General features: G+C 69.4%; 22 protein-coding genes. 14 read left to right on the top strand and 8 right to left on the bottom strand.

What is annotated here, in order from left to right:
* Entirely contained in the window at positions 1-384 is a 384-nt protein-coding gene (gene paaI, locus ACIPV5_RS07320; RefSeq protein ID WP_082297754.1) for a hydroxyphenylacetyl-CoA thioesterase PaaI, read from the top strand.
* Positions 385-428: 44 nt separating this feature from the next.
* Entirely contained in the window at positions 429-1724 is a 1296-nt protein-coding gene (gene paaK / locus ACIPV5_RS07315) for a phenylacetate--CoA ligase PaaK (protein ID WP_072590916.1), read from the top strand.
* 24 nt (positions 1725-1748) lie between these two features.
* Here paaK and ACIPV5_RS07310 read toward each other — a convergent pair whose 3' ends face one another.
* The gene (locus ACIPV5_RS07310) at positions 1749-3869 is read right to left on the bottom strand and encodes a RecQ family ATP-dependent DNA helicase (RefSeq protein WP_400340544.1); all 2121 of its coding nucleotides are present in this window, start codon (positions 3867-3869) and stop codon (positions 1749-1751) included.
* Positions 3870-3963: 94 nt separating this feature from the next.
* Between ACIPV5_RS07310 and ACIPV5_RS07305 the strand changes: the two genes are divergently transcribed.
* The 8 genes from ACIPV5_RS07305 (at position 3964) to ACIPV5_RS07270 (ending at position 10688) form a co-directional block, all read left to right on the top strand.
* A complete protein-coding gene (locus tag ACIPV5_RS07305; RefSeq protein ID WP_394195366.1) occupies positions 3964-4383 on the top strand; it encodes a pilus assembly protein CpaE in 420 nt (139 codons plus the stop codon).
* A gap of 122 nt (positions 4384-4505) precedes the next feature.
* A complete protein-coding gene (gene paaA, locus ACIPV5_RS07300; protein ID WP_400340542.1) occupies positions 4506-5483 on the top strand; it encodes a 1,2-phenylacetyl-CoA epoxidase subunit PaaA in 978 nt (325 codons plus the stop codon).
* Entirely contained in the window at positions 5483-5788 is a 306-nt protein-coding gene (gene paaB / locus ACIPV5_RS07295) for a 1,2-phenylacetyl-CoA epoxidase subunit PaaB (RefSeq protein ID WP_400340540.1), read from the top strand. The genes paaA and paaB overlap by 1 nt, the downstream gene beginning before the upstream one ends.
* Positions 5785-6627 (top strand): 1,2-phenylacetyl-CoA epoxidase subunit PaaC, encoded by an 843-nt coding sequence (paaC, locus tag ACIPV5_RS07290; RefSeq protein WP_400340539.1) that lies wholly within the window; start codon positions 5785-5787, stop codon positions 6625-6627. The genes paaB and paaC overlap by 4 nt, the downstream gene beginning before the upstream one ends.
* Complete coding sequence (gene paaD / locus ACIPV5_RS07285) at positions 6621-7127, top strand: 1,2-phenylacetyl-CoA epoxidase subunit PaaD (protein WP_295102221.1); 507 nt, start codon at positions 6621-6623, stop codon at positions 7125-7127. Before paaC ends, paaD begins: the two co-directional genes overlap by 7 nt.
* Positions 7127-8305 carry a 1,2-phenylacetyl-CoA epoxidase subunit PaaE gene (gene paaE, locus ACIPV5_RS07280; RefSeq protein WP_053095426.1) on the top strand — a complete coding sequence of 393 codons (1179 nt, stop codon included), beginning with the start codon at positions 7127-7129 and terminating at the stop codon, positions 8303-8305. The genes paaD and paaE overlap by 1 nt, the downstream gene beginning before the upstream one ends.
* 10 nt (positions 8306-8315) lie before the next feature.
* Positions 8316-9086, top strand: coding sequence for an enoyl-CoA hydratase/isomerase family protein (locus tag ACIPV5_RS07275; protein WP_400340537.1), 771 nt, complete (start codon positions 8316-8318; stop codon positions 9084-9086).
* A 78-nt stretch (positions 9087-9164) separates the two neighbouring features.
* Positions 9165-10688, top strand: a complete 1524-nt coding sequence (locus ACIPV5_RS07270; protein ID WP_400340536.1) for an ATP-dependent DNA ligase — start codon at positions 9165-9167, stop codon at positions 10686-10688.
* 6 nt (positions 10689-10694) lie between these two features.
* On the opposite strand, the gene ACIPV5_RS07265 is transcribed toward ACIPV5_RS07270, so the two are convergent.
* Genes ACIPV5_RS07265 through ACIPV5_RS07250 form a run of 4 tightly spaced genes read right to left on the bottom strand, consistent with a single transcriptional unit; the run spans position 10695 to position 14709 of the window.
* The gene (locus tag ACIPV5_RS07265; RefSeq protein ID WP_053099026.1) at positions 10695-11204 is read right to left on the bottom strand and encodes a phosphoribosyltransferase; all 510 of its coding nucleotides are present in this window, start codon (positions 11202-11204) and stop codon (positions 10695-10697) included.
* Positions 11205-11252: 48 nt separating this feature from the next.
* Positions 11253-12098 (bottom strand): transglutaminase family protein, encoded by an 846-nt coding sequence (locus ACIPV5_RS07260; RefSeq protein WP_053095423.1) that lies wholly within the window; start codon positions 12096-12098, stop codon positions 11253-11255.
* Positions 12095-13021, bottom strand: a complete 927-nt coding sequence (locus ACIPV5_RS07255) for an alpha-E domain-containing protein (RefSeq protein ID WP_053095422.1) — start codon at positions 13019-13021, stop codon at positions 12095-12097. Before ACIPV5_RS07255 ends, ACIPV5_RS07260 begins: the two co-directional genes overlap by 4 nt.
* Entirely contained in the window at positions 13015-14709 is a 1695-nt protein-coding gene (locus ACIPV5_RS07250) for a circularly permuted type 2 ATP-grasp protein (RefSeq protein WP_400340534.1), read from the bottom strand. Before ACIPV5_RS07250 ends, ACIPV5_RS07255 begins: the two co-directional genes overlap by 7 nt.
* Positions 14710-14913: 204 nt before the next feature.
* Here ACIPV5_RS07250 and ACIPV5_RS07245 point away from each other — a divergent pair, with 204 nt between their 5' ends.
* From ACIPV5_RS07245 to ACIPV5_RS07235, 3 genes are read left to right on the top strand one after another with little or no spacing between them, the layout of a single operon-like run.
* Positions 14914-16677, top strand: a complete 1764-nt coding sequence (locus tag ACIPV5_RS07245) for a thiamine pyrophosphate-binding protein (protein ID WP_400340532.1) — start codon at positions 14914-14916, stop codon at positions 16675-16677.
* Between the two features lie 27 nt (positions 16678-16704).
* On the top strand, positions 16705-17559 hold the full coding sequence (locus ACIPV5_RS07240) for a PhzF family phenazine biosynthesis protein (RefSeq protein WP_400340531.1): 855 nt from the start codon (positions 16705-16707) through the stop codon (positions 17557-17559).
* 52 nt (positions 17560-17611) lie between these two features.
* A complete protein-coding gene (locus tag ACIPV5_RS07235; protein WP_187250114.1) occupies positions 17612-18052 on the top strand; it encodes an NUDIX hydrolase in 441 nt (146 codons plus the stop codon).
* 19 nt (positions 18053-18071) lie between these two features.
* Here ACIPV5_RS07235 and ACIPV5_RS07230 read toward each other — a convergent pair whose 3' ends face one another.
* Together ACIPV5_RS07230 and ACIPV5_RS07225 are read right to left on the bottom strand one after the other, a co-directional pair.
* The gene (locus tag ACIPV5_RS07230; RefSeq protein WP_053095417.1) at positions 18072-18452 is read right to left on the bottom strand and encodes a VOC family protein; all 381 of its coding nucleotides are present in this window, start codon (positions 18450-18452) and stop codon (positions 18072-18074) included.
* Between the two features lie 212 nt (positions 18453-18664).
* Positions 18665-20536 carry an FAD-dependent monooxygenase gene (locus ACIPV5_RS07225; RefSeq protein WP_400340528.1) on the bottom strand — a complete coding sequence of 624 codons (1872 nt, stop codon included), beginning with the start codon at positions 20534-20536 and terminating at the stop codon, positions 18665-18667.
* 132 nt (positions 20537-20668) lie between these two features.
* On the opposite strand from ACIPV5_RS07225, the gene ACIPV5_RS07220 reads away from it, so the two are divergent.
* Positions 20669-21370, top strand: coding sequence for an IclR family transcriptional regulator (locus tag ACIPV5_RS07220; RefSeq protein ID WP_053095415.1), 702 nt, complete (start codon positions 20669-20671; stop codon positions 21368-21370).
* A gap of 92 nt (positions 21371-21462) precedes the next feature.
* On the opposite strand, the gene ACIPV5_RS07215 is transcribed toward ACIPV5_RS07220, so the two are convergent.
* On the bottom strand, positions 21463-22842 hold the full coding sequence (locus ACIPV5_RS07215; RefSeq protein ID WP_053095414.1) for an MFS transporter: 1380 nt from the start codon (positions 22840-22842) through the stop codon (positions 21463-21465).
* Positions 22843-22845: the final 3 nt, after the last annotated feature.

Here is a 22845-nt window from a genome sequence, read left to right as displayed (position 1 = left end):
ATGATGCAGCGCGATGCCGCATCGCAGATGCTCGGCATGACCGTCGAGGAGGACGCCCCCGGAGAGGCCGTCGTCTCGATGACCGTGCGCGACGACATGCTGAACGGGTTCGCCATCACGCATGGCGGACTGGTGTTCACCCTCGCCGACACCGCCTTCGCGATCGCCTGCAACGAGGACGATCGCGTCACGGTCGCGGGTGGTGCCGATATCACCTTCCTGAAATCCACGACCGCCGGCCAGAGACTGACAGCGCGCGCGGTGCGCCGTGTCGTCAGCGGACGCAACGGCCTGTACGACGTGACGGTGACCGACGAATCGGGCGATGTCGTCGCCGAGGTCCGCGGCCGCTCGCTCACGACGAACCGCTCGCACCCCGCCTGAGCGCACGCACGCTCACTGCTCTGCCCCCGACGAAGGAGTCGACGATGACCGCAACACATGCCGAGATCGGTGCCGAGGCCGAGCTGCATTCGCCTGAACGACTGGCGCGGCTGCAGCTGCAGCGCCTGCAGTGGACCGTCCGGCATGCCTACGAGAACGTGCCGACCTATCGCCGCAAGTTCGACGAGCACGGCGTGCACCCCGACGACGTGCGCACCCTCGACGACGTGCGGCGTCTGCCGTTCACCACCAAGGCCGACCTGCGCGAGAGCTATCCGTTCGGCATGTTCGCCGTGCCGATGGCCGACGTGCGACGCGTCCACGCGTCGTCGGGCACGACGGGGCGGCCGACGGTGGTCGGGTACACCGAAGGAGACCTCGACCGGTGGAGCGACCTGGTGGCGCGGTCGCTGCACGCCGCGGGCATCCGCGCGGGGATGAAGGTGCACAACGCTTACGGCTACGGGCTCTTCACCGGCGGACTCGGCGCGCATGCCGGGATCGAGCGTCTCGGAGCGACCGTGATCCCGGTGTCGGGAGGGCAGACCGCCCGGCAGGTGCAGCTGATCACGGATTTCGAACCGGATGCCATCCTCTGCACGCCGAGTTATCTGCTCACGATCGCTGACGCGATGGAAGCCTCGGGCATCGATCCGACGACCACGTCGCTGCGCGTCGCGGTGCTCGGCGCCGAGCCGTGGACGAACGAGATGCGTCGTGAGATCGAGCGGCGACTGAACATCGATGCCGTCGACATCTACGGGCTCAGCGAGGTGATGGGGCCGGGGGTCGCGAGCGAGAGCGTGCTCACGAAAGACGGCCCGCACATCTGGGAGGACCATTTCCTGCCCGAGATCATCGACGGAGAGACCGGGGAACGGCTGCCGGACGATGCGCTCGGCGAGCTCGTCTTCACGTCGCTGACCAAAGAGGCTTTTCCTGTGATCCGGTATCGCACGCGCGATCTGACGCGCCTGCTGCCGGGAACCACCTTTCCGGCGCTTCGACGCATGGAGAAGATCACCGGCCGCAACGACGACATGATCATCCTGCGCGGCGTGAACCTCTTCCCCACCCAGATCGAGGAGCTGGTGATGGGCATCGAGACGCTCACCCCGCACTTCGTGCTCGAGCTGCACCACGTCGGGCAGCTCGACACGATGACCGTGCGCATCGAGCGACACCCGTCGCTGAGTGCCGAGGACTGCGATGCCGCCGCTGCGGTGCTCACCCACCGCATCAAGATGCACATCGGCACCAGCGTCGACGTGACGGTCGAGGAGCCGGGCACGCTGCCCCGGAGCGAGGGCAAATACCAGCGGGTCTACGACCTGCGGTAGGGCTCGAGCCGGGTGTCCCCGCCGTCAGCCGCGCAGCGCGAGCACGAACGGGAGCACGTCGCTCACCCCCGCCTGGCGCAGCGTGCGCGCGGCGACCGTGAGCGTCCAGCGGCTGTCGGCGAGATCGTCGACGAGCAGCACGGGACCGGTCGGCACGTCGAGGCCCTGCGCGCTGAATCTGTCCCACAGACCTGCCAGCCGGAACACGCTGTTGCCACCGGGTTGGCCCGTCGGCCCGCCGTTCACGAGGTCGAGCGCACCGAGATACGGCAGGCGGCCGATCTCGGCGATCCCGCGGGCGAGCGAGTCGACGAGCAGCGGATGCGATCGCGACGGCATGGCGACGACCGCGACGGGGCGCTCGGCCCACCCCCAGTCGGCGAGCACGCGCACGCAGCCGCCGAGAACCTGGGGCGTCACCACCGCGTCAGGGGCGCCCGCCGCGAAGAGCTCGCGCAGCGTGCCGCCCCAGCCGAGGTCGGTGAGACGGGCGAGTGCGCGCCCTTCTCCGGCCTGCTCCCCCGCGGGGATGCGCCCCTTCACCGGCACGTCGAGCTTGTCGGCTCCGGTCGGCCAGGCGCGACGAGGCTCGACCGGGACACCGACGCGATCGAGCGATTCCGCGGCCTGCGTCGTCGCCGATTCGCCGATCTCGCTCGGGAACCAGATGCCGGCGCAGTTGTCGCATCTTCCGCAGGGCGCAGCCGTGTCGTCGTCGAGTGAGCGCTGGAGGAATTCCATGCGGCATCCGTTGGTCTGCTCGTAGTCGATCATGTGCTGCTGCTCGGCGCGACGCTCGGCCGCGATGCGCTCATAGCGCTCGGCGTCGTAGGCCCACGGCTGCCCCGTCGCGACCCACCCGCCCTGCACCCGGCGCACCGCGCCGTCGACGTCGAGAACCTTGAGCAGCAGTTCGAGCGGAGTACGCCGGATGTCGACCATCGCCTCGAGCGCGGGCGTCGAGATGGGCTGATCGCCGAGGGCGGCGATCACCCGCTCGGCGCGCTCCCGATCCGGCATCGACGCGGTCGCGAAGTAGTGCCAGATGTCGCGGTCTTCGACGCCGGGCAGCAGGAGCACGTCGGCGCTCTCGCTCGCACGACCGGCACGGCCGACCTGCTGGTAGTACGCGACCGGCGACGACGGCGCGCCGAGGTGCAGCACGAAACCGAGGTCCGGCTTGTCGAAGCCCATCCCGAGCGCGCTCGTGGCGACGAGGGCCTTGACCTCGTTGCGCTTCAGCATCCCTTCCGACTCGGTGCGCTCGTCGGTGTCGGTCTGTCCGGTGTACGCGCGCACGTCGTGCCCGTGATCGCGCAGCAGCCGGGCGGTGTCGACTGCGGCCGCGACCGTCAGGGTGTAGATGATGCCCGAACCGGGCAGGTCGTCGATATGACTGAGCAGCCATGCGAGCCGGCTGGCGGAGTCGCGCAGACGCAGGACGCCGAGACGCAGCGAGGTGCGCGCGAGCGGGCCGCGGATCGTGAGCACCTCGGAGCCGGCGGCATCCGACGCCCCTCCCGTGCCGAGCTGCTCGGCGACGTCGGCCACGACCCTGCTGTTCGCGGTCGCCGTCGTCGCGAGCACGGGCACCTCGGGCGGCATCTGCTCGATGAGGTCGCGCAATCGCCGGTAATCGGGGCGGAAGTCATGCCCCCAGTCGCTGATGCAGTGCGCCTCGTCGACCACCAGCATGCCGATCCGTCGAACGAGCGCCGGCAGCTGCTGCTCGCGGAACGCGGGATTGTTGAGTCGTTCGGGAGAGACGAGCAGCACATCGACCTCGTCTCGGTCGAGCTGCTCCATGACCTCCGACCACTCGTGCGCGTTGGTCGAGTTGATCGCCATCGCTCGAACGCCTGCCCGCTCGGCCGCGGCGATCTGATCGCGCATCAGCGCGAGAAGCGGCGAGACGAGGACGGTCGGCCCTGCCCCCTGGCGGCGCAGCAGCAGCGTCGCGACGAAGTACACAGCCGACTTGCCCCACCCGGTGCGCTGCACGACGAGCGCGCGGCGGCGCCCCTCGACCAGAGCCTCGATCGCCTCGTACTGACCGTCGTGGAAGTCGGCGTCCGGGCGGCCGACCAGCTCGCGCAGAGCCGAGAGCGCAGCAGTGCGGGTGTCGACAGAGGCGGGAGAAGTCATGTCTCCACTCTGCCCGATGCCTCCGACACCCGGTGCGCCACCATCCACAGGCGGATTCGAGCCGAGCCTCGGTGACGTCGTCTAGCGTGGGACGATGATCACCCGAGAACTGGCCGTATCCCTGCGCGACGCCGGACTCGTGTGGCATCCCGCCGAGGGCGACCGCTTTCAGCTCGATCTTCCGAACGATGTCGAGCTCGAGGCCGAAGCCGATGTCTTCACGGTCAGCGAGATGACGATCGAGGCCCGCCAGACCCCGAGCGGCACCGACCTCGCCTTCAACGGCACGACGGAGTGGGCGCTCGACGCCGTGACCCTCGCGGACGCGGTGTGGCTCCCCCGCGAGGATCAGCTGCGTGAGCTGCTGCGCGGCACCTTCCGGGCGCTGAGCCGCCTCTCCGACACCTTCGTGGTCGAGGTCGAGATCGCCGGCGAGACCCTGCGTTTCGAGCATCCGGATCCCGCCGAGGCGTACGGCAGAGCCCTCCTCGACCTCGTCTCCCGCTCGCGCTGAGCGACTCTCCGAGCATCTCGCCGAGCACCGCATCGGGGGTCTTCCTTGCGCCGCGACGACCTCCGTGTCAGAATTACCTAACGACCGGTCAGTAAAGCGGATCGGAAACCGAGGAGTCGATGATGACCAGCCCCGCAGATCTCTCCCTCGTCGACGGAGAGCTGTCCGACGACGAGCGCCTGTTCGACGAGCTCATCGCGAACGAGCAGCGCATCGAGCCTCGCGACTGGATGCCCGATGCCTATCGCAAGACGCTGATCCGTCAGATCTCGCAGCACGCGCACTCCGAGATCATCGGCATGCAGCCGGAGGGCAACTGGATCACCCGGGCGCCGAGCCTCAAGCGCAAGGCGATCCTGATGGCCAAGGTCCAGGACGAGGCGGGGCACGGACTCTATCTCTACTCCGCCGCACAGACGCTCGGCATCACGCGCGACGAGATGATGGATCAGCTCATCAGCGGCAAGGCCAAGTACTCGTCGATCTTCAACTACCCGACGCCCACCTGGGCTGACATGGGGGCGATCGGGTGGCTCGTCGACGGAGCCGCCATCTGCAACCAGGTGCCGCTGTGCCGCGCCTCCTACGGGCCCTACGGCCGCGCGATGGTGCGCGTCTGCAAGGAGGAGTCGTTCCATCAGCGCCAGGGATTCGAGATCCTGCTGTCGCTGATGCAGGGAACCGACGAGCAGAAGACGATGGCGCAGGATGCCGTGAACCGCTGGTACTGGCCGAGCCTGGCGATGTTCGGTCCGCCCGACGACCAGTCCCCCAACTCCGCGCAGTCGATGAAGTGGAAGATCAAGCGCTTCACGAACGACGAGCTGCGTCAGCGCTTCGTCAGCATGCTCGTGCCCCAGGCCGAGATCCTCGGCGTGACCCTGCCCGACCCTGATCTGCGCTTCGACGACGAGACCGGCCAGTACGTGATCGGCGAGATCGACTGGGACGAGTTCTTCGAGGTGCTGCGCGGCAACGGCCCGTGCAATGCCGAGCGTCTCGAACGCCGCCGCACGGCCCATGAGGACGGCGCGTGGGTGCGCGAGGCTGCGGCCGAGTACGCCCGCAAGCAGGCGCTGAAGACGAAGGCGGTGGCGTGATGGCGACGCCCGGTGCCGACGACCGCGAGCCCTGGCCGCTCTGGGAGGTCTTCGTCCGCGCGAACCGCGGCCTGAGCCACATCCACGTCGGGTCGCTGCACGCCCCGGATGCCGACATGGCCATCCGCAACGCCCGCGATCTCTACACGCGACGCGGCGAGGGCGTGTCGATCTGGGCGGTGCCCGCCGAGGCGATCACGACCAGCGACCCCGACGCGAAGGGCGCCTACTTCGAGAGCCCCGCCGGCAAGAACTATCGGCACGCCGTGTACTACACGGCGTCCGAGGGGGTGCCGCACCTGTGAGCCACATCCAGGGCGATATCCACGGCGACCCGCACGGGGACGTCTCGGTCGACGAGCTGCGGCTCGGTGACGAGCTCACCGGAACCGGCTCCGCGGCGGCATCCGCCGACATCGCCGAGTACGCGCTCTGGCTCGGCGACGATGCACTGATCCTGTCGCAGCAGCTCGGTGAGTGGATCTCCCGCGCGCCCGAACTCGAAGAGGACGTCGCCCTCGGCAACATCGCGCTCGACCTGCTCGGGCATGCCCGCTCGTTCCTGCACTTCGCGGGGTCTTTCGACGGACGCTCCGAAGACGATCTCGCGTACTTCCGCGACGAACCGGAGTTCCGCTGCGCCTGGATCGTCGAGCAGCCCAACGGCGACTTCGCGCAGACCATCGCCCGCCAGTTCGTCGTGTCGACCTACATGTTCGAGCTGTACTCGGCCGTGCGGGCGAGCAGCGACCCGACCCTCGCGGCGATCGCCGAGAAGTCCCTCAAAGAGGTCGACTACCACCGAGACCACGCGGTGCAGTGGGTGCTGCGGCTCGCCGGCGGCACCGACGAATCCCGGCGGCGGATGATCCGCGCGCTGGGCGACGTCTGGCCGTATGCCGACGAGCTCTTCCGCGACGAGCCCCTGATCGACCGCCTCGGGGACGCCGCGGCGCGTCCGTCGACGCTGCGAGCGGGCTTCGACGCCGTCGTCGCCGCCGTCTTCGCCGGGGCCGAGCTGACGCTTCCCGCCGTCGCGGCATCCTCGGCCGGAGGACGGCGAGGAGCGCACGCGAGTCCGTTCGGCCATGTCCTCGCGGAGATGCAGGTCCTGGCTCGACGGCATCCGGGAGCGTCATGGTGACCGGCACGCTGCAGACCGCGCCCCGGTCGACCGCCTGGCGGATCGCCGCGGCCGTGGCCGACCCCGAGGTGCCCGTGCTGACGATCGAGGACCTCGGCGTGCTGCGCGCGGTCAGCGTCGACGGCGACGTGGTGCGCGTCGACATCACCCCGACCTACAGCGGATGCCCGGCGATGGACACGATCCGCGACGACGTCATCCTCGCCCTGACCGCCGCGGGATATTCACAGGTCGAGGTCCGGCTCGTGCTCTCCCCCGCATGGACGACGGACTGGATGTCGGATGCCGGCAGGCAGAAGCTCGCCGAGTACGGCATCGCGCCTCCGACCGGGCGCTCGGCGATCTCGTCCGGCCCGATCCGCCTCGCGATCAGCGTGCGGTGCCCTCGGTGCGGCTCGCTGGACACCCGCGAGGTCTCGCGCTTCGGATCCACCTCGTGCAAGGCGCTGTTCGAATGCCGCGCCTGCCTCGAACCCTTCGACCACTTCAAGGTGCACTGATGTCGCTGTTCGCCCTCTCCGGTCCCGCGCCCGCGCCGTCGCCTCGTCGAGCCGCCGCGCCGACGAAGAAGCGCGCGCGCTTCCACACCCTCGCCGTCGAGGAGGTGCGGCCGCTGACCGACGACTCGGTCGAGGTGACCTTCTCGGTTCCCGCCGACCTCGCCGACGACTACGACCACCTGCCCGGCCAGTATGTCGCCCTGCGCACGTCGCTCGACGGCACGGAGGTGCGCCGGTCGTACTCGCTGTGCCGCGCACCCGAGCACCGCACGGCAGAGCAGATCTCCGCCGGTGTCCCGACCCGGCTCAGCGTCGCCGTGAAGCGCGACGAGGGCGGGCTCTTCTCGACCTGGGCGCAGACGGGCCTTCACCCCGGGTTCGAGATCGACGTGATGAGTCCGCAGGGCACGTTCACCTCCGGGCTCGACGATCTCGATCAGCGTCACGTCGTGGGCATCGCTGCCGGTTCCGGCATCACGCCGCTGATGGCTCTCGCCCACACCGTGCTGACGCGCTCCGACTCCTCCCGCTTCACCCTGCTCTACACGAACCGCTCGACGCTCGACGTGATGTTCCTCGAGGATCTCGCCGACCTCAAGGATCGCTACCCGACGCGCCTGACGCTGCACCATGTGCTGTCCCGCGAGCAGCGCACGGCCCCCGTGCTCTCCGGACGCATCGACGAGGAGAAGCTGCGCACCATCCTGCGAGCGCTCATCGATCCGACCGACGTCGACGAATGGTTCCTGTGCGGACCGCTCTCGCTGGTCGACCTGTGCCGAGAGGTGCTCGCCGACGTCGGTGTGCCGCGTGAGCACATCCGCTTCGAGCTCTTCACGACGGGTGACGAGCCGGCGCGCGCCGCCCGCCCTGTCGAGGTGCGCGCGGGCGAGAAGACGATCCGCATCGAGGTGAATCTCGACGGCGTCTCGTCGACCGTCGAGAGTCCGGTCGACGCGCACGAGTCCGTGCTCAACGCCGCTCTGCGGGTGCGACCCGATGCGCCGTTCGCGTGTGCGGGCGGCGTCTGCGGAACCTGCCGTGCGAGGGTCATCGAGGGCAGCGTGACGATGACGGAGAACTACGCGCTCGAGCCCGACGAGCTCGAGCGCGGCTACGTCCTCACCTGCCAATCCCACCCCACGAGCGACCGCATCGTGGTCGATTACGACGTCTGAGGAGCATCGGATGATCGATCTGACCGTCGCCGACGACGTCGCCACCGTCGTCCTGAATGCGCCGACGAAACGGAATTCACTCGACGAGCAGGCGCTCCGCGATCTCGGCCGCGCCTACGACGAGGCGGATGCCGCGGGAGTGCGCGCGCTGGTGCTGCGGGGCGAGGGCCGGGCCTTCTGCGCCGGTCGCGACATCTCGGGCGTCGACCCCCGTGACGACGACGTGATCGGGTATCTCGGCGGGCTCGTGACCCCGCTGCTGCAGCGGATGGCACGGTTCCCCGCCCCGACCTTCGCGGTGGCGCACGGCGCCTGTCTCGGCGTCGGCCTCGGACTCCTCATCGCCACCGACGTCGTGTACGTCGCAGAGTCGGCCAAGATCGGGTCACCGTTCGCCGCGCTCGGTGCCACTCTCGACTCCGGCGGCCACGCCCTCTTCGTCGAACGTCTCGGGGCGCACCGGGCACTCGACCTCATCTACACCGGTCGGCTGATGAGCGGCACCGAGGCCGTGTCGTCGGGGCTCTTCTCCCGGGTGCTGCCCGACGACGAGGTCGTGCAGGCGACGACGGATGCCGCAGCGACCGCTGCGCGTGGCGCCACCGCCGCCTTCCTGGCGAGCAAGCAGCTGGTCGCCAGGATCCGCGACGAGCGCCTGGCGCTGTGGGAGTCGATCGATCTCGAGAACGCCGCCCAGGCCGCCCTGTGCGACACCGACGACTACCGCGAGGGGTTCGCGGCGTTCCAGGAGAAACGCACGCCGGAGTTCCGCGGCCGCTGAGTCGCATCCGCTTACTGCGGCGGGACGGACGAACGCAAGGCCGTCGCCGATGTCGGATGCCGGTGCGAGACTGCCTGCATGTTGCTCTCGGAGCTCGTCTCCACCGCCGAAGAGGTCACCGCCACCGCATCGCGCCTGGCGAAGATCGACGCCGTGTCCCGGCTGCTCGCACGCGCTGACGCTGCCGACGTGCCCGCCCTCGTCGGGCTGCTGCTCGCGGCGCCGCGACAGGGACGGCTGGGTGTCGGCTGGCGCGGAGTGGCGGCGCTCGACGTGCAGCACGCTGCCGAGCCCTCGCTGTCGATCGGTGATGTCGATGACGCGTTCGAGGCCTTGACCGGCTCGTCAGGGTCGGGGTCGGCCGCGGCGCGTTCCGCGATCCTCTCGACTCTCGCGTCGCGAGCGACGGCTCCCGAATGGGACTTCCTGTCGCGGGCCATGCTCGGCGAGCTGCGCACGGGCGCGCTCGGCGGCGTCCTGCTCGATGCCATCGCCCGTGCCGCGGATCGCCCGGCGGCATCGGTGCGACGAGCAGCGATGCTCTCCGGCGACCTGGGCGAGACCGCCGTGCTCGCACTCACCGGCACGGAGGACGAACTCGATGCGGTCGGCCTGGTGGTCGGTCGCCCCGTGCTGCCGATGCTCGCATCGACCGCGGCCACCCCGACCGCCGCGCTCGACATCACCGGCACCGCGTCCGTCGAGTACAAGCTCGATGGCGCGCGCATCCAGGTGCATCGCCAGGGAGACGATGTGAGCGTCTACACCCGCAGCCTCGCCGACATCACCCACCGGGTGCCGGAGATCGTCGAGATCGTGCGCGCGCTCCCCGCACACGATCTGATCCTCGACGGTGAGACGCTGTCACTCGACGAAGACGGCGGCCCTCGGCCGTTCCAGCAGACGATGTCGCGGTTCGGGGCAGACGTCTCGCGCGAGCTCGTGCTGCGGCCCTGGTTCTTCGACATCCTGCACGTCGACGGACGCGATCTGCTCGACGAGCCCCTGTCCACCCGCCTGACCGAACTCGAGAGGGTCGTCGGCGAATGGCGTATGCCGGGCATCGTCACCGACGACGCCGAAGCGGCCGAGCAGCTGTCGCGCGAGGCTCTCGCCGCGGGCCACGAGGGGGTGCTCGTCAAAGGGATCGATGCGCCTTACTCGGCGGGACGCCGCGGCAAGTCCTGGGTCAAGGTCAAGCCCGTGCTCACCTACGACCTGGTCGTGCTCGCCGCCGAATGGGGGTCGGGTCGGCGCCAGGGGCTCCTGTCGAACCTGCACCTCGGCGCACTCGACCCGACCGGCGAGTTCGGCGAGCCCGGCGGTCTCGTCATGGTCGGCAAGACGTTCAAGGGGCTCACCGACGAGCTACTGCGCTGGCAGACGGAGAACTTCCCGCCGCTCGAGACGAGGCGCACGCAGGGCGCGGTGTTCCTGCGACCGGAGTTCGTGGTCGAGATCGCGATCGACGGCGTGCAGCGCTCGCCGCGATACCCCGGAGGCATCGCGTTGAGGTTCGCGAGAGTCAAGGGCTATCGACCCGACAAGAACCCCGCCGACGCCGACACGATCCAGACCCTGCGGGCGCTGCTGCGCGGGTGATTCCCGTCAGGCCGACGGAGCGAGACCGAGGTCCTCTTCGCGCACCGTGCCCTGGAACGACCAGGGGAAGTTGATCCACAGGTCGGTGTCCTTCCAGGCGTAGTCGGGCTGGATGATCGTCGACGGCTTGGTGTAGATCGTGACCGAGCGCACGTCGGCGCCCTTGTCCTTCAGCAGCTGCACGGCGAGGGCGAGCGTGCGACCCGAATCTGCGACGTCGTCGACCAGCAGCACGCGTCGACCGTCGAGATACGCCATGTCGAGTTCGGGCGGCAGCACCTCCGGCGCGTCGAGCACCGTGCCGATGCCGGTGTAGAACTCGACGTTGATCGCACCGCAGTTCTTCGCTCCGAGACCGTAGGCGATGGCACCGGCAGGCAGCAGACCGCCCCGCGCGATGGCCACCACCACCTCGGGCATGAAGCCGCTGTCCAGGATCCGGCGCGCGAGGTCTCGCGTCGCGGATCCGAAGCCGTCCCAGGTGAGCGTCTCGCGCTCGATCGATGCATCCGTCATCGTCTCATTCTCCTGCACCACCACTCGAACTCCCGCCACGCCGTCGCCTCAGCCGAGGCGCGTGACCTCGACCGAGACGAACAGCTCGGAGGCGCTGGGTCCCGCGTACACCCCGCGCAGCGGTGCGACATCGGCGTAGTCCCGACCGTGGCCGACATAGACGTGCGATTCGCCGATGTCGACGAGGTTGGTGGGGTCGTATCCGCGCCACTCGCCGGAGTACCACTCGACCCAGGCGTGCGACTCCCCCGTCACAGCCTGTCCGATCGCCGCCGTCGGATCGGGATGCAGGTACCCCGACACGTAGCGCGCCGGGATCCCCGCGGCGCGCAGCACGCCCAGCGCCACATGAGCGATGTCCTGGCAGACGCCGGACCGGGTGGGCCACGCGTCGCGGGCGGTCGAGCTCACGCCGGTGACGCCGCTGCGATACTCCATGGCCTCCCCGACGGTGCGGCAGATCTCCCGGGCCGTCTCGTCGACGCCACCACCCTCCGCTTCGATGTGCAGGGCGAGGTCGCGCATCTCGTCATCGGGAGCGGTGGCAGGCGTCTGCGCCACGCATTCCGCGAGTTCGAGCGATTGGGGTATCCGGGCTGCCAGTTCGTCCCAGTCGATGTCCGCCTCTCCCGTCGGCAGCGGCCTCACATCCACCACGCTCGTCGCGGTGACCGAGAGCATCTGATGCGGGGTCAGCAGCTCGAACGTCGAGACCCGGGTGTCCCAGTAGTCGGTGTACGAGTGCTGGGTCGCGGTCGGCGATATGTCGAGCGTCGCCTGCAGCACGAACTGTCCGTCCCGGGAGTGCGGCAGCATCCGCGCCTCGTTGTACGACGCCGTCGCCGGCTGCTCGTAGCGGAAGCCGGTGCGGTGAACGATCTTGAGCCGACTCACAGCGCCTCTCCGATCCACACCGGCATCGCGATCGAGGGGAAGTACCGCTCCCTGATCGCGTCACTCGCCACCGACATCCCCACCTGGACCTCCTCCATGCTCTCCGACAGCCGATGCACGGTGTCGCCGATCGGTCGGTATTCGAGCTCCGACCGCATGCGTCCCAAGACGCGATGCGCCCGATCGGGCACGCCGAACGCACCCGCCGGATCGATACCGCGCAGACACTCCTCGGCCTGGAGGATGCTCGAGAGCACCGATCGGGGGAACAGCCGGTCGATCAGGAGGAACTCCACGGCGGATGCTCCCGTGGGCACCGCCCGGTGGCTGCGCAGATGGGCTTCGTACGCCCCGCAGCTGCGCAGCAGCGTCGTCCAGCTCGGTCCGCCTGCCTCGGTCAGCGACCGCGTCGCCAGCAGCCGCGCCGTCATGTCCGCGCGCTCGATCGAGCGTCCGAGCACGAAGAAGTGCCAGGCCTCATCCCGGCTCGTCGAGGAGTCGACGACCCCGAAGGCCAGCGCCGACCGATCACGCACCCAGCGGAAGAACGGGTGCGTCTTGTCTGAGGCGATCCGCCGCGGCATCCGTGCGTTCGACTCGTTCAGCGTCTCCCAGAGGTCCGTCGAGATGATCTCGCGCGCTCGTCGAGCGTTCTCCCGCGCCGCCGCGATCGAATGAGCGATCGACGCGGAGTGCTCACGATCCAGCGCGAGCAGCCGCACGACGTCGTCCCGGCTCAGCACGGTGCCGGCATCCGCCGTCGTCCCCATCACCGACAGGAGCGCCCGACATGCGGTGTCCTCCTCGACCCAGGGATCCTCGAGCAGCAGCTGCAGGTGCACATCGAGGATGCGGGCGGTGCCGTCGGCCCGCTCGACGTAGCGGCCGATCCAGAACAGCGCCTCGGCGATGCGGCTCAGCATCCTGCGCCTCCCTGCTGCTGCTGCTGTTGCTGCTGTTGCTGCTGTTGCTGTTGGTGGTGACGCAGGTCCAGGTCTTCGTCCTGCGGAGACGAGAGGAAGGGCGGATGCGGTTCCTCGCGCGCCGGAGCGACCACGGCGATCGCCCCGGTCGCCAGCGACACCTCGTCTGCGGCGGCGTCCGGGTCGCCGTCCAGAGTCGACGTCGGCCCGGTGAAGAGCGACGGATCCAGCACCCAGGTGTCCTTCGACCCTCCGCCCTGGCTCGAGTTCACGACGAGCTGCCCCTCGGGCAGAGCGACGCGGGTGAGACCGCCGGGCAGCACCCAGATGTCGTGCCCGTCGTTCACGGCGAAGGGTCGCAGATCGACGTGTCTCGGGCGGAATCCGTCCTCCACGAGTGTCGGGATGGTCGAGAGCTGCACGACCGGCTGGGCGATCCAGCCCCGGGGATCCGCCCGCAGCGACCGACGCAGCTCGTCCAGCGTCTCGCGCGACGCGTCGGGGCCTACGACCAGCCCCTTCCCGCCGGATCCGTCGACGGGCTTCACCACCAGCTCGTCGAGCCTGTCGAGCACCTCCTCCAGCGCGTCCGGCTCCTCGAGCCGCCAGGTGTCGACGTTCGGGATCACCGGCTCCTCTCCCAGGTAGTAGCGGATCAGATCGGGGACGTACGTGTACACGAGCTTGTCGTCGGCCACGCCGTTGCCGACGGCGTTCGCGAGCGTCACGGTGCCGAGGCGCGCCGCGAGCATCAGCCCCGGCGCGCCCAGCACCGAGTCCGGACGGAACTGCTGCGGGTCGAGGAACTCGTCATCGACCCTGCGGTAGATCACGTCCACCCGCGTCGGCCCCGAGGTCGTGTGCATCCACACCCGACCGCCCGAGCAGAAGAGGTCGCGTCCTTCGACGAGCTCGATGCCCATCATGCGAGCGAGCAGGGTGTGCTCGTAGTACGCCGAGTTGTGCACCCCGGGGGTCAGCACGACGACGGTCGGATCATCGACGCCGTCCGGCGCCGCCGCACGCAGCGCCTGGAGCAGCCGCCCCGGGTAGTCGACGACGGGACGCACGCGCAGACTGGTGAACAGCTCGGGGAGCGTCTGCGCCATCACCCGGCGATTCGCGAGCACGTAGCTGACGCCGCTCGGCACGCGCACGTTGTCCTCGAGCACGCGCCAGGCTCCGAGCTCGTCGCGGATGACGTCGATCCCCGCGACATGGATGCGCACGCCGTTCGCTCCGACGATGCCGGCCGCCTGGCGGTGGAAGTGCGCGGAGGAGCTGATCAGCGACGAGGGGATCACTCCGTCCTGCACCGCGTGCTGCCGGCCGTAGACGTCGGCGAGGAAGGCCTCGAGCGCACGCACCCGCTGCTTCACCCCCGACTCGACATAGCGCCAGTCGTCGGCGGCGACCACGCGAGGCACCACGTCGAGCGGGAACGGACGCTCCTCCCCGGCGAAGTCGAACGTCACGCCCTGCGCGAGGTACGAGCTGGCGAGCGCGTCGGTCCGTGCCCTCAGCTCGGCGTCGTCCATGCTCGCGAGCGCGGGATACATGTCCTGATAGGGCAGGCGCACTCCCCCACCACCGGGCTGCGCATCGGCAGGGAACATCTCGTCCCACGGCGCGGCCCCCGCTCGCTGCGGCGACCGGCGCGAGGTGTATCCGTCGAACAGTGACTCCATGGCCGCATGTTTCCGTGTCGCGGTTTCGGCGGTGTTACGCGCGCAAGTCGGCGCCGCGTCGGCACGGGCGCGATAGGATCGACGCGTCCGGCGCTCTCCGACGCCGGTGCCTGAAAAAGAGGCACGAAGCTCCCCACGATGACGCGGGGGCGAGACACATACGGAATACGAACGTTCTCCGTCCCTGTCTCGAAAGGCTTTCGCATGCCCTCCGTCTCCGCGCACGTCGCACTCACTCTCGCCCAGCACATCGACGCCGTCTTCGGTGTGATGGGCAACGGCAACGCCTACTTCCTCGATGCGATCGAGACCCAGACGAATGCCGTCTTCACGGCCGTCCGTCATGAGCAGGGCGCAGTGGTCGCCGCCGATGCGCACTTCCGCGCGTCCGGCAGGATCGCCGCGGGCACCTCGACCTACGGCGCCGGTTTCACGAACACCCTCACAGCACTCCCCGAGGCCGTGCAGGCGCATGTCCCCCTCGTGCTGGTGGTGGGCGATGAGCCGACGTCCGGCCCTCGTCCATGGGATGTCGACCAGATCGCCCTGGCCTCGGCGGTCGGTGCCCGCACCTATACGGTCGGGCACGCGGATGCCGCAGCCACCACCGTCATCGCGATCGAGCACGCACTGACCTACCGCGTGCCCGTCGTGCTGGCGATCCCCTACGACGTGGCCTCACGCGAGGCCGGCCCGGTGCCCGAGGCTCCGCTGCCGCGCATCCCCGCGCCGCTCGCGCCGCGCGGCGAATTCGCCGAGGGCACGCTCGACGAGATCGCCCAGGCGCTTCACGGAGCATCGCGCCCCTTCCTGCTGGCGGGTCGCGGCGCCTGGCTCGCGGGGGCCGGTGCGGCGCTCGGCGAGCTGGCGTCCCTCACCGGCGCTCTGACGGCCTCCTCCGCGCTGGGGCGCGGCGTCTTCCCCGACACCCGGTTCGACCTCGGCGTCACGGGAGGATTCGGGGCCGACGGCGCCATGGAACTCGTGCGCACCGCCGATGTCGCCGTCGTGTTCGGCGCCTCGCTGAACCAGTTCACGATGCGATTCGGCGAACTCTTCGCACCGGGCACCAGGGTCTTCCAGATCGACATCGCGCCCGCAGCCACGCACCCGCACGTCGGCGGCTTCGTGCGTGCGGATGCTCGCGTGGCGGCCGAGGAGCTCGTCGCCCGGGTCGGCTCGCTCGGCTCCGGCGCCGCCCCTGAGAGCGGTTCTGCCGAGCACGGCCTCGGAGCGGAGGCACACCGCACCGAGACTCCGACTGTCCAGCACGGCGAGTCGCACCCGGCATCCGACGCTGTGCCCGCACAGCCGTGGCGCGAGACGGTCGACGTCGAGGCCGCACGCGCGTACGACGAGGGCGACGAGCTCGCTCCCGACGGACGCCTCGACCCCCGCTCCGCCGCGCGTCGCATCGCCGAGCTCCTGCCCCCCGATCGCGTCGTCGTCTCCGACGGCGGCCACTTCATCGGCTGGGCGAACATGTACTGGCCGGTCGAGGCCCCCGACCGCATGATGATGGTCGGCACCGCCTTCCAGTCGATCGGGCAGGGCTGGCCAAGTGTCGTCGGCGCAGCCCTCGCCCGCCGCGAGTCGACCGTCGTACTGACGTCGGGCGACGGCGGCGGACTCATGGCGATCGCCGACCTCGAGTCGGCAGTGCGCGCGGCAGCGGGTCGAGGCATCGCCGTGATCTGGAACGACGCCGCCTACGGTGCCGAGGTCAACCTCTACGGGCTCAAGGGGCTCGCCGAGGGCCCGATGCGCATCCCCGAGGTCGACTTCGCGGCGTTCGGCGCCGCGGTGGGCGCGGAGGGCGTCGTCGTGAAGACGCTCGCAGACCTCGATCGACTCGCCACATGGACGCAGGAGGATGCTGCGACGCGGCGGTTCCTGCTGCTCGACCTGCGCATCTCGGGTGACGTGATCGCGCCGTACCAGCAGGAGATCATCCGCGTGAATTCCTGACCTCGCCGAGTCGCTAGGCTCCTCGTCATGACCGAGAATTCCGGAGTCCTGCGATACAGCGCATTCGCCGCGACGCCCGATGGCGGCAATCCCGCGGGAGTCGTACTCGATGGCTCAGATCTGAGCGACGCGCAGATGCAGCGGATCGCCGTGGACGTCGGATTCTCCGAGACCGCCTTCCTCGTCGCACGCACCGATGGCGACGGTGTGCCGCGCTACCGGGCGCGTTACTGGTCACCGGCGGCTGAGGTGCCGTTCTGCGGACACGCGACCGTCGCGACGGCGGTCGCCCTCGCCGAGCGCGACGGGCCGGGCGATGTCGTGTTCGACACGAACGCGGGCGCCGTGACGCTGCGCTCGACGGTGGATCGGGATGGCGCGGTGACCGTGTCGTTCACGAGCGTCGAGCCGCAGGTGCGCGATCTCGACTCCGACGTGCTCGACCGGTTCCTCACGCTGCTCGGACTCACCCGGGCGGATCTCGATGAGCGCTTCCCCGCCAAGGAATCGTTCGCCGGCAACTGGCATCCGATCGTCGTGCTCCGTGATCGGGAGCTGTTCGACCAGTTCCGCTTCTCGCCCGCCGAGGTCGCCACGCTCATGCGCGAGCAGGGGTGGTTCGGCACCTCGACAGTGCTGCACGCGGCGAGCACCGCCGACTTCGATGCCCGCAACCTCTTCCCGGTGGGACGGATCACCGAGGACCCGGCGACGGGCTCGGCGGCTGCATCGGTCGGGGCGTATCTGCGCGACCTCGGACACCCGGCGACGACCGTCCGCATCCATCAGGGCGCTCACGTGCGTCGTCCGAGCCTCTTGACCGTGACGATCCCGCCGACCGGCGGCATCGAGGTCTCCGGCGGGGCGTCTCTCCTGACCTGAGCCCGTCCCTGACCTGAGCCCGTCGACGCACCCGCTGCGTTAGCCTTCCGAGATGCCTGCCATCCGCAACATCGCCGTCGGCCTGCCCGTCAAGGACGGACACCTGCTCGCGCTCGAAGGGCACGACGCCTCGCGCGGCCTGGACTTCCTCCGGGCGATCGGCGGCGGGATCGAATTCGGTGAGACCGCCGCAGAAGCTCTCGGTCGCGAGTTCATGGAGGAGCTCGGCGTCACTCTCGAGGGCGCCGAGCCACTCGGCGTCTTCGAGAACATCTTCACGTACGAAGGCGCGCCCGGTCACGAGATCGCCCATGTGTTCGCGGTGACATCCGCCCAGCTGGATGCGGTGCCCCTCGACGCCGAGCTTCACATCCTCGACGAGGGCAGCCCGGTTCGCTGGGTGCCGATCGACGACATCCGTGCCGGCACCCGCGTCCTGTTCCCCGAGGGCGCACCGGAAGCGCTGCTCACCCTCGTCGAGCGCGTCCGGTGAGCGTCCGGATCACAGCACGTCAGGACTGCGCGCCGTAGTCGGGAAGCTCCTGCAGTGTCCAGGTGTTGCCGTCGGGGTCGTCGAAGGTGACGAAACGGCCCCACGCCTGCTCATCCACCCCCTGCGCCTCAACGCCGAGGCCCGTCAGATGCGCCAGCGCCTCATCGGCATCCGGAACGACCACCTGGATCGTGTTCTGCTGCCCCGGCAGCAGTCCCTCGCCCAGGTTGGTGCCGAAGGCGATCGAGCAGGCCGACCCCGGCGGTGTCATCTGCACGAACCTCAGGCCCTCGTAGGGCACCTGATCATGATCGGCGTGGAAGCCGATCCTCTCGTAGAACTCCTTCGACCGGTCGACATCCGAGACCGGGACGAAGATCAATTCGATCTTCCACTCCATCGCGCACTCCTCCTGTCGGGGCGCCTTCGCCCATCGGCCCTCAGAGTACGCGGGGCCTCCGACACCCACCAGAGGCTCTCGCCCGACGCAGTCTGCGCTCGTCACTGACGCCCGATGGGGAGGAGATCTGCGATCGGGAGGGCGCCCTGCGCAGGAAGCACCTCCCGATCGCAGATCCCCTCCGGATCACAGATGCCCTCCGGATCGCAGGCTCAGGATGCCGGCAGCAGCGCCCCCTCGAAGAACGACGCCAGCTCGTCCGTCGCGTCGAGGGGCAGGATCGCGGCGACGTACTGATCGGGCCGCACCACGACGATGACGCCGTCGCGCGACAGCTCCCGCGCCTCGAAGATGTCGGTCTCGGTCCACTTCGACGGGCCGGCCGCGTAGACCTTCTCCCAGTCGGTGAGCCCGAGCGGACCGGTCTTCGGCTGGAACAGCGCAGGCGCCGAGGTGACCTCGACCTCCTCGTGCGGCTGCTGGTAGATCGCCTTGACGTCGAAGACGGCATCGGTGTCGGCATCCGCAGGCGTGAACCGGGAGAGCACCGGAGCCGCCGACTCGGCCCACGCGTCGAGCGTCGCCGCATCGCGACCCGCGAACGCGTAGACGCGCCAGCGCCCGTCCGCCTTGGCGTGGTGCCCGAGATGGATCGCGTTGCCGTCGCCCACCCGCACGACCTCGGCCGACTTGAAGCGCTTGCCGAGGGGGAAGCCGCCCGCGAGGGTCTGATGCTCGTCCGACCCGGTGATCATCGACGAGGTGTACTGCGTCATGAAGCCGGAGGGGAACTCCGCCGTCGCCAGGTAGTACGTCGCGAGGTCCGTGGGGTCGGTGATCTCCGACGGCTTGCGCGCCATCAGGGTCGACCACTCCCGATCGAAGTCGATGAGCTGCTGCGCGACGGGCCGACGCTCGGCGCCGTAGGTCGCGAGCAGCGCCTCGGGCGCCCGACCGGTCAGCACCGATCCGAGTTTCCAGCCGAGGTTGAACCCGTCCTGCATCGACACGTTCATGCCCTGGCCGGCCTTCGCGCTGTGGGTGTGGCAGGCATCGCCCGTGAGGAACACGTGCGGCGTGCGACCCGACCCGTCGATCACGTCGTCGAACCCGTCGGTGACCCGGTGGCCGACCTCGTAGACGCTGTGCCACGCGACCTCCTTCACGTCCAGCGTGTAGGGGCTCAGGATCGCGTTCGCCTTGGCGATGATGTCCTCGATGGGCGTCTGCCGCACGCGGTGGTCGTCGTCCTCGGCGACCTCGCCGAGGTCGATGTACATCCGGCTGAGGTACCCGCCCTCCCGCGGGATGTGCAGGATGTTGCCCGCCTCCGAGTTGATCGCGCACTTGGTGCGCCAGTCGGGGAAGTCGGTGTTCACGAGGACGTCCATGACACCCCAGGCATGCGCAGCGCTGCCGCCGACGTGCGTGCGGCCGATCGCCTGGCGCACGCCGCTGCGTGCGCCGTCGCAGCCGACGACGTACTTCGCGCGGATCGTGCGCTCTTCGCCGGTCCGCTCCCCTGCGACGTAGCGCAGGGAGACCTCGACCGGGTGCTCGCCCTCGTCGTGCACGGTGAGTCCGGCGAATTCGATGCCGTAGTCGGGCGCGATGCGGCCGGGACCGTTCGACGCCGCCTCGGCGAAGTAGTCGAGCACGCGTGCCTGGTTGACGATGAGGTGCGGGAACTCGCAGATGTCGTAGGCGTAGTCCGCCGTCCGCGACGTGCGGACGATCTCGTCGGGCTTCTCGGGATTCGGACCCCAGAAGTTCATCCAGCCGATGTTGTAGGCCTCGGCGATGATGCGCTCGGCGAATCCGAACGCCTGGAACGTCTCGACGCTGCGCGGCTGGATGCCGTCGGCCTGCCCGAGCACCAGACGGCCCTCGCGCTTCTCGATGATGCGCGTGGAGATGTCGGGATACTGCGACATCTGCGCCGCGAGCAGCATGCCGGCGGGACCCGAGCCGACGATCAGCACATCGATCTCGTCAGGGAGGTCGACGGGCCGGTCCGCGCCGAGCCCCGCGGCGTCCTTCACGCGGGGGTCACCGGAGACATAGCCGTGGTGGTGGAACTGCATCGTCGTCGATTCCTTCCGGACTTCTCTGTCAGGTATTGCCTTCGAACGGCACGTGTTCTATATTCGAACACGACGTTCTACTATTGAACACAGCTTAGGGACAGTCGTCTCGAAACGCAAGGGAGCGCACGCATGCCCGAAGGCACTCCGGCCTCGCAGACCCTGAGCCGCGGCATCCGCATCCTGGAGGTTCTCGCCGATGCGCGGATCCCCCTCACGATCGACGAGATCGCCGCGCGACTCGACGTGCATCGCTCGGTGGCGTATCGCCTGCTGCGCACCCTGGAAGACCACCGACTCATCGGAAGGGACGCCTCAGGCGCCGTGACCCTTGGACCGCGCATGGCCGCACTGGCAGCGGGCGTGGCTCACGATCTGCAGGCCGAGGCCATCCCCGAGCTGACCGCGATCGCCAACGAGCTCGGCATGACCTGCTTCCTCGGCGTGCTCGACGGCGATGACTGCATCACACTCGCGAGCATCGAACCCCGCCACGCGATCGCGAGCGTCGCCCAGCGACCGGGCGCCAGGCACTCCGTCACGGTCGGAGCGCCCGGCAAGGCGATCCTCACGCAGCTCCCGGTGTCCCAGTGGCCCGGAGAACCGGGGGCGACACTGCGCGCAGAGGTCGACCGGGCTCGCGCCCGCGGATATGCGACGAGCCATGACGAGGTCATCCCCACCGTGCAGTCCGTCGCCGTGCCCCTCGTGCTGCGCGGCCAGCGGCCCGCGGCGATCGCGGTCGTCCACGTCGCGACCGCCCTCGACGACGCCGAGATCGCGGACCGCCTGAGGCGCTCGGCATCCGCGATCCGCGACGCGCTCGACGGCTGAGCGCTCGGCGGCGGAGAACCGGACCGACGCTCTCCTGCACTCGCACGAACGCACGCCCGCCAGGCGGACGTGCGCTCGTGCGTGGATGCGGGTCAGGCCCTGGCGAGCCCGCGGATCGGGCTCACGGACTGCTCCTCCTCGTGATCCGGCCCCAGCGGGATGCCCGAGCGATCACGCAGCAGCAGCGTCGCCACGAGGCCGAGCAGCGTCATGCCGGCGAGATACCACGTGACGGCCTGCGTCGAGCCGGTCGCCTGCACGATGGCGGTCGCGATGGTCGGCGCGAACGCACCGCCGGCGATGGCGCCGATCGCATACGAGATCGAGACGCCCGAGAAGCGGATGCTGGCGGGGAAGAGCTCGGTGTAGAGCGCCGCCTGAGGCCCGTAGGTGAAGCCGAGACCGATCGTGAGGATCGCGAGGCCGGCGAACAGCAGTCCGACCTGGCCGGTGTTCACGAGCGGGAAGAGCGTGAACACACCGACGAGCTGCATCACCCAGCCGATGATGTAGGTCGTGCGCCGACCGATGCGGTCCGACAGCCACCCGGCGATGAGCGTCGTGATGAGCCAGGTGACGGCCGAGCCGGTGACCGCCCACAGCACCGGTCCGCGCTCGAGACCGATCGGGCCCTCGGGGTTGGTGGCGTAGCCCTGGATGTATCCGCCGGTCGTCATGTACCCGACCGCGTTGTTGCCGGCGAAGACGAGGGCGGCGACGATGACGAGCAGGAGGTGCTTGCGGAACAGCTGCACGATCGGCATGCTCGCCTTCTCCTTGCGCTCGGCGAGCTCGATGAACACCGGGCTCTCCTCGACCTTGCGGCGCACGTAGTAGCCGACCAGGATCAGGACGACGCTGAGCAGGAACGGGATGCGCCAGCCCCACTGGATGAACTGGTCTCCGGGGGCGATCGCCGTCATCAGCGCCATCACTCCCGACGCGAGCAGCAGACCGAGCGGCACACCGATCTGGGGCGATGCGCCGAAGATCCCGCGCTTCTTCTTCGGGGCGTGCTCGACGGCCATCAGCACCGCACCGCCCCACTCGCCTCCGGCCGAGATGCCCTGCAGGATGCGCAGCAGCACCAGCAGGATGGGTGCGGCGATCCCGATCGCGTCGTAGGTCGGCAGGACTCCGATGAGCGCGGTCGCCGCTCCCATCAGGATCAGCGTCCACATGAGAACGGTCTTGCGCCCGAGCTTGTCGCCGTAGTGTCCCGCGAGGAACGCTCCGAGCGGGCGGAAGAGGAAGCTGACGCCGACGGTGGCGAAGGCGATCAACGCGCTGTTCGCGCCGAGCGGCTCGAAGAAGAGCTGCCCGAAGACCAGCCCGACCGCCGTGGCGTAGATGAAGAAGTCGTACCACTCGACCGTGGTGCCGACGACGGTGGCGAACACGACCCGGCGCCGATCGGCCGGTGTCGCGATGGTTCCGGTGGGTGTGAACCCAGCCTGTGACTGCCCGCTCATAGG

The organism is Microbacterium sp. NPDC090014 (genome assembly GCF_044748285.1).
GTDB lineage: Bacteria > Actinomycetota > Actinomycetes > Actinomycetales > Microbacteriaceae > Microbacterium.
The sequence above is the reverse complement of the archived record's forward strand: the minus strand, read 5'-3'. Positions and strand labels throughout refer to the sequence as shown.